Origin of the sequence: Ferruginibacter sp. (genome assembly GCF_031391665.1) — a bacterium.
GTDB lineage: Bacteria > Bacteroidota > Bacteroidia > Chitinophagales > Chitinophagaceae > Ferruginibacter.
The window spans coordinates 1-6,887 of record NZ_JANMUN010000064.1; the positions used below are offsets into that span (position 1 = coordinate 1).

Annotated in this window: 6 protein-coding genes and 1 pseudogene; 5 read left to right on the forward strand and 2 right to left on the reverse strand. The window is 36.3% G+C overall.

From position 1 onward, the window contains the following. The 4 genes and pseudogenes from ACY651_RS04775 to ACY651_RS04790 all read left to right on the forward strand — a co-directional run. Positions 1-184, forward strand: a pseudogene (locus ACY651_RS04775) (hypothetical protein); the annotation flags it as partial. A gap of 162 nt (positions 185-346) precedes the next feature. After that, a complete protein-coding gene (locus ACY651_RS04780) occupies positions 347-1,144 on the forward strand; it encodes a murein L,D-transpeptidase catalytic domain family protein (protein ID WP_462250245.1) in 798 nt (265 codons plus the stop codon). A 105-nt stretch (positions 1,145-1,249) separates the two neighbouring features. Next, on the forward strand, positions 1,250-2,128 hold the full coding sequence (gene dapA / locus ACY651_RS04785; RefSeq protein ID WP_462250247.1) for a 4-hydroxy-tetrahydrodipicolinate synthase: 879 nt from the start codon (positions 1,250-1,252) through the stop codon (positions 2,126-2,128). A gap of 17 nt (positions 2,129-2,145) precedes the next feature. Next, the gene (locus tag ACY651_RS04790; RefSeq protein ID WP_462250249.1) at positions 2,146-3,333 is read left to right on the forward strand and encodes an alpha/beta hydrolase; all 1,188 of its coding nucleotides are present in this window, start codon (positions 2,146-2,148) and stop codon (positions 3,331-3,333) included. Positions 3,334-3,450: 117 nt separating this feature from the next. Here ACY651_RS04790 and ACY651_RS04795 read toward each other — a convergent pair whose 3' ends face one another. Together ACY651_RS04795 and ACY651_RS04800 are read right to left on the reverse strand one after the other, a co-directional pair. Further along, positions 3,451-4,353, reverse strand: coding sequence for a ribonuclease Z (locus ACY651_RS04795; protein ID WP_462250251.1), 903 nt, complete (start codon positions 4,351-4,353; stop codon positions 3,451-3,453). Between the two features lie 132 nt (positions 4,354-4,485). Further along, positions 4,486-4,854: an STAS domain-containing protein gene (locus ACY651_RS04800; RefSeq protein WP_462250253.1), complete on the reverse strand. Its 369-nt coding sequence runs from the start codon at positions 4,852-4,854 to the stop codon at positions 4,486-4,488. Positions 4,855-5,059: 205 nt separating this feature from the next. Here ACY651_RS04800 and ACY651_RS04805 point away from each other — a divergent pair. Beyond that, positions 5,060-6,887, forward strand: a 1,828-nt coding sequence (locus ACY651_RS04805) for an ATP-dependent Clp protease ATP-binding subunit (protein WP_462250255.1), incomplete at its 3' end; no start/stop codon positions are given.

Genomic DNA, 6,887 nt, shown 5'->3' on the forward strand with positions numbered 1-6,887 from the left:
TGAGTGGAATAAATTTTTAACCTGGATGAATGCGAAGCAATTGAGTTGGATAGCATGGTCAGTATCTGATAAAGTAGAAACCTGTTCTATACTTAATCCATCTGCAGCATCAAAGGGAAAATGGAAAAATGATGATATAAAAGAATGGGGAAAATTAATAAAAGAATCTTTAAAGATTAAATAAATTGTTATTTGAAAAGCACTGGTTTTTAGTGGCTAAAAAATATCCTCTAAAACAATACGATTTATAACAGGTTCTTTATATGTTCTTTAACATAAAGCAAAATGGTTAGGCGTAAGTTTGTGTTTGATTAAGGGACACTTTAAAATCAATATCAAATTAATTATGACTAAGCATAGCCTTAAAAAATTCTATATTTTCTTTTCCTCCATATTTATTTTTATACTGCACATTCCGTTTGTATTTGCTAAAACAAAACCGGTAAGTATAATGCGGCCTGAGGAAAAAAAACTGGAGTTGTTTGTTAACAACGAATCTCCTTTAGCAGTGGTGAGTACGAGCCATGCAAATGTTTACGACAGCCTGCGGCTTAATTTAATGGGTTTATCTCACCAGGCTTTTCATTATGCCATGCAGGGCTTTGATTATTTATTAAAAGCAGGAAAAATAAATAATGATAAAATAATTTCTATTGTTGATTTCAGTCAGTCTTCTAACAAAAAAAGGTTATTTGTTATAGACTTAAATAATTATAAGGTAGTGTTTAATACTTATGTTGCCCATGGTGTAAACTCGGGTAAAGAATTTGCACAGCAGTTTTCGAACCGGGCAGAGAGTTTTAAAAGCAGCCTTGGGTTTTATGAAACCATGCAAACCTATAATGGCAAAAATGGGTACTCATTACATTTACAGGGATTAGAAAAAGGGATTAATGATAATGCGGATAACCGGGCAATTGTAATGCATGGTGCAGATTATGTAAGTGAAAATTTAATAAATTCTCAGGGCTATCTTGGCAGAAGCTGGGGATGCCCTGCAGTATCCGAAAAATTACACAAACCAATAATAAATAAAATTAAAAACGGCACTTGTTTATTTATATACAGCCCCGACAGAAATTATCTCGTTCACTCAAAAATATTAAAGCAGGCAGCAACAATGGCATTTACAAGCACTAATTAGATTTCATAAAAATTGTTGCTGATAAAAGTCCCCCGTTTTTACCGGGGGATTTTTTCTTTTACTATTTCAATCCTTAATAATAACTTTACCCAAATTATTTAATACATGGGTTTGAAAAATGAATTGCAGGGTACAGGTGTAGCATTGGTTACGCCTTTTAAAACTAATACCGAAGTTGATTATGATGCATTGGGTAAGTTGATTGATTTTGATATTGATAACGGAGTGGAATATCTGGTATCGCTGGGCACTACAGGTGAAACGCCAACGTTAACTGCAAAGGAAAAAGAAGACATTGTAAATTTTACCTACGAAAAAGTAAATGGCCGTGTGCCGGTAGTAATTGGTATTGGCGGTAACAGCACCCGGGAAGTTATTGAAAATTTAAAAAGCTTTCGGTTAGATAAAGCCATTGCAGTTTTAAGTGCAAGCCCTTACTACAATAAACCATCTCAGGAAGGAATTTATCAGCATTATAAAGCATTGGCAGCAGTATCGCCAAAGCCAATTATTTTATATAATGTGCCGGGCAGAACGGGAAGTAATATGACGGCTGAAACAACTTTGCGTTTAGCGAAAGAAAAAAATATTGAGGGCATGAAGGAAGCCAGCGGCAATATGGTGCAGTGCATGCATATTTTGCGGGACAGGCCAAACGATTTTTTAGTGGTAAGCGGCGACGATCATGTTGCTATGCCTTTAATTGCATGCGGTATGGATGGTGTAATAAGTGTGGCGGCAAATTGTTTTCCAAAAGATTTTAGTGAAATGATAAGGCAGAGTTTAAAAGGAGATTTTGCTGCAGCAAGGCCATTGCATTATAAATGTTTGGAAGCAAATGATTTGCTTTTTGCAGAAAATAATCCTGCCGGGGTAAAAGCATTTTTGTATGAGTTGGGTATTATTGAAAATATAGTGAGATTGCCCGTTGTGCCTTTAAGTGATGGCATTCATCAAAAGGTAAAAGCATTTCTTAAAAAATAAACATTTAATTTAAAAAGATGCGGAGCAAAGTTTATATTTTTCTTTTTTTGCTGTTGGCATCATCCAAATTATTTGCACAGTTTACATTAAGGATAGAAATTACTGCAACACCTGCATCTCATAAAGAAGAAGCCATTTTTGTTGCCGGCAACTTTAATAACTGGAATGCCGGTGATACCAATTATATTTTTAAAAAAGAAAATGATAAGCTGGTAATTGAAATAAAAAACCTTCCTTTAAATACTTATCAATTTAAATTTACGAGGGGCAGCTGGCAAAAAACAGAGTCAACCGATAAGGGTGTGATGACAGAAAATAAAGTAGTAAGATTATTTTCGGATGCTACTTTACAATATACAGTTGATGGCTGGGCAGATGATTTTACCGTTGCAAAAAAGCATACTGCAAGCCCCAATGTGCATATAATAGATACTGCATTTTTTATGCCGCAGCTTAACACCAGCCGCCGCATCTGGATCTATTTACCACAGGGTTATGCAAATGGAAAAATAGAATACCCGGTGATGTATTTGCATGATGGGCAAAATTTATTTGATGAAATGAGCAGTGCATTTGGCAGTGAGTGGGGCGTTGATGAATGTTTAGATTCTTTAATTGCAAAAGGAAAACCTGCATGTATTGTTGTGGGTATTGATAATGGTCAGGCCACAAGAATGAGTGAATATAATCCTTATGAATTTACCTGGAAAGATTCCACACAATCCAAAACAATTTTACCACAGGGAAATGAATACCTTAATTTTTTAACTAAAACGCTCAAACCTTTCATCGATAAAAAATACCGCACTTTATCATCCAAAGAAAATACTATTATTGCAGGTTCTTCCATGGGTGGATTAATTTCTTATTATGGTGCTTTAAAATATCCTGATGTATTTGGTAAGGCGGGTGTTTTTTCTCCTGCATTCTGGACGGCTCCTCAAATAAGATCATTAACCGATTCGGTTGCAAAAAAAATAAATGCCAAATTTTTCTTTTACATGGGCGAAAATGAAGGTGGCACTTATGTAGAAGATATGAAAGACGTTGCAGAAAGGCTGGGGAGCAATTCAAACACCATGATTTATTCTGTAATTGATACCGAAGGCAACCATAACGAAAAAGCCTGGCGTAAATGGTTTGCCGAATTTTATAAATGGGTTATGGCTGATGGATATAATAATGTGATCAGGCTTGAACAATAGCCCAAGGAATTAGTAATTGGGGGATTGGGAATTAGGGATTGCACAGCAACTCCTCTTTTAATCTTAATAGTTTAAGTAAACGGTTCGTTTTTAACCAAATTCCAAATTCCCGATCTTTTAAATCTTATAACAAACCCCTTCCAATGCCAGCTCCGTATTTTCAAAAACTTCGCAAGCCTCAGGTAAAAATGCATCCAGCGTTTCGTATTTAGAAGAAAAATGCCCGATCAATAATTTTTTTACATTGCCCAGTTTGGCAATACTGGCTGCCTGGTGTGTAGTGCTGTGGTAGCGGCTTGCAGCTCTTTCGTGTAAATCTTTTAAATAAGTAGTTTCATGGTATAATAAATCAACACCTGTAATTTTATGCACTAAATTTTCATCATAAATAGTGTCGGCACAGTAAGCATAGCTTTTTGCTTTTGTTGCCGCTGTCGTTACTTCATCATTAGGTATAATAGTCCCTTTTTTATTTACATAATCGTGGCCGTGCTGAAGCTTATCATAAAAAGCTGACGGTATTTCATAAATGGCGGCACGTTCTGCATTTAATTTTCTTGGATTTTTTTTCTCCCTGAATAAAAATCCCCAGCATTCAATGCGGTGCTGTACTTTAAAACACTCTACACTCATTTTTTTGTCATCAGCAATTATGCCTTCGCTTTTTAAAGGATGAAAATGCAATTGATAACAAAGATGGGTATCGGCTACAAGCAACTGTAATTTTATTATCTGTTCCAAAGCTTCGGGTGCATGCAGGTGAAGATCTTGTGTGCGGCCCAGCAAACTCATACTGGTTAATAAACCAATTAAGCCATAATAATGATCGCCATGTAAATGCGATATAAAGATCCGGTTAAGTTTGCTGCGGCGTATTTTATACCTCGTCATTTGCATTTGTGTGCCTTCGCCGCAATCTATTAAATAACTCTCTTCATAAGTCTGTAAAATTTGGGCAGTAGGGTTCCTGTCAAATGCAGGTATTGCAGAATTATTGCCTAATATGGTGAGTGCTAACATTTAATTTTAATGGATAATTTTATAATTTATAATGGATAATATTTTTAACGCACAGTTGCCTGGTTTGGTAAAAGTGCAAAACGAAGTAATGAAAGTAGCAAAAACCATTATTCATTAATCAATTATCCATTATTAATTCAGCAATTCTCTCTCTATTTCTTCCATCTGCACAATATCCCAGGCCTCACTTTCGGTAGGTGTTACATTCATCAGCTCCAGTAATTCTTTTTCATCCAATAGTTTTTCAACAGCCTCCTGCAAATTACAAATTACAAAAGAGCAGTTGTTTTCATAAAACTGCTGTTGAACATTGGCCAACAATTCTCCGGTAATTTCATCAATAGAAATTACCCCGGCCATGTTAAAAACTATGTGGGGAATGTCTTTTTGCAGGTAAGGAAGCAACAAATTGTTTAAATCCCCTGTCATATTAGCAGCAAATTCGGTTTCCTCCGGCGTTATAACAGTGAATTTTTCTTTGGTATCTATTTTGACATTCATAAGCAGAGAATAATAATTTAGGGTTATAATTATGTTTTGTAAAGTAAAGCAAAATTTAAATAAAATTATTTCGTTAAATTAGAGGGATGCAAAAAAAGATCGTAAATCGCTGTTTTAACTTTTAAACATATTAACATTTCCGCTTTTCGCTAAACCTATTCTTCAAAATAATCGTTATTATTGTACAAGCTAAATCAATAAGTAAATGGACAACAATTTTTCGGCACAGGTAAAAGAAATAATTTCCTACAGCCGTGAGGAAGCACTAAGATTGGGCAATGATTTTATTGGCACGGAGCATTTAGTTTTAGGATTAATAAGGGATGGGGAAAATACAGCCATAAAAACGCTTAAATCCCTCAATATAGACCTGTTTGAATTACGCAAAGAAATTGAGATGGCGGTAAAAGACAAAACAGGTAAAAATATTGCCAACATTAATTCGCTGCCGCTAACCAAGCAGGCCGAAAAAGTAATTCGCATTACGGTACTGGAAGCCAAGGCGCAAAAAAGTGCATTGGTAGAAAGTGAGCACCTGATGCTTTCCATCTTAAAAAATAAAGAAAATATTGCTACACAAATTTTAAATCAGTTTGATGTGGACTACGATGTTTTTAAAAACGAACTGGGTTTTGTAACCAGTACGCCGCCATCGGCCGAGTTTAGCGATGAAGGCGAAGATGATTTTGATGAAGAAAAAAAGCAGTACGGCAGCCAGGGCTCAAAAGGCCAGCGGGGCGCTGCAGCTAACCAACCCAAAACAAAAACACCGGTATTAGATAATTTTGGAAGAGATATAACAAGATTGGCAGAAGGCGGTTCGCTTGATCCGATAGTGGGCAGAGAAATTGAAATTGAAAGAGTATCACAAATATTATCACGCCGCAAAAAGAACAACCCTATTTTAATTGGCGAACCCGGAGTGGGTAAAACTGCCATTGTAGAAGGCTTGGCCTTACGCATTGTGCAACGCAAAGTAAGCAGGGTTTTGTTTGATAAAAGAGTGGTGAGTTTAGATTTGGCAGCTCTTGTTGCCGGCACAAAATACCGTGGCCAGTTTGAAGAAAGAATGAAAGCCATAATGAATGAGCTGGAAAAAAACCGGGATGTAATTTTATTTATTGATGAGATACATACTATTGTTGGCGCAGGTGGTGCCAGTGGTTCTTTAGATGCCAGCAATATTTTTAAACCGGCTTTGGCAAGAGGAGAATTGCAATGTATTGGTGCTTCTACTTTAGATGAATACCGTATGCACATAGAAAAAGATGGCGCATTAGACCGTCGTTTTCAAAAAGTATTGGTAGAGCAACCTTCTGTTGATGAAACCATACAAATTTTAAATAACATAAAAAGTAAGTACGAAGATTACCATAATGTTTCTTACAGCCAGGAAGCTATTGATGCCTGTGTGAAATTAAGCGACAGGTATATGACCGACCGTTTACTGCCCGATAAAGCCATTGATGTTTTAGATGAAGTAGGTGCAAGAAAGCACATTAAAAATATTAATGTTCCTGCGGAAATAATTGAACTGGAAAAAAAGATTGAAGATATTAAGCTGGAAAAAAATAAAGTAGTGAAAAGCCAGCGTTTTGAAGAAGCAGCATCTTTAAGAGATACAGAAAAAAGATTGCAGGAAGAATTAGAGGCTGCAAAAAATAATTGGGAAGAGGAAAGTAAACACAAACGTTTCCCTATTGAGGAAGAAGATATTGCCGAAGTGGTGCACATGATGACGGGTATTCCGGTAAAACGTATGGTGCAGGCCGAAACAGAAAAGTTGCGCCGCATGGCCGACGATTTACAGGGAGCAGTAGTTGGTCAGCAGGATGCTATTTCAAAAGTTGTAAAAGCAATACAGCGCAACAGGGTGGGTTTAAAAGATCCTAAACAGCCAATTGGTACATTTATTTTTCTTGGCCCTACCGGTGTGGGAAAAACGGAGTTGGCCAGAGCTTTGGCAAAACATATGTTCGACAGTGAAGATTCTTTAATTAGAATTGACATGAGTGAGTACATGGAAAAATTTA

What these genes read in the sequence shown, in the direction of transcription:
- ACY651_RS04780 (WP_462250245.1), top strand. Translation starts at nt 347, where the DNA reads ATGACTAAGCATAGCCTTAAAAAATTCTATATTTTCTTTTCCTCCATA.
- ACY651_RS04790 (WP_462250249.1), top strand. Translation starts at nt 2,146, where the DNA reads ATGCGGAGCAAAGTTTATATTTTTCTTTTTTTGCTGTTGGCATCATCC.
- ACY651_RS04800 (WP_462250253.1), bottom strand. Translation starts at nt 4,854, where the DNA reads ATGAATGTCAAAATAGATACCAAAGAAAAATTCACTGTTATAACGCCG.
- ACY651_RS04795 (WP_462250251.1), bottom strand. Translation starts at nt 4,353, where the DNA reads ATGTTAGCACTCACCATATTAGGCAATAATTCTGCAATACCTGCATTT.
- dapA (WP_462250247.1), top strand. Translation starts at nt 1,250, where the DNA reads ATGGGTTTGAAAAATGAATTGCAGGGTACAGGTGTAGCATTGGTTACG.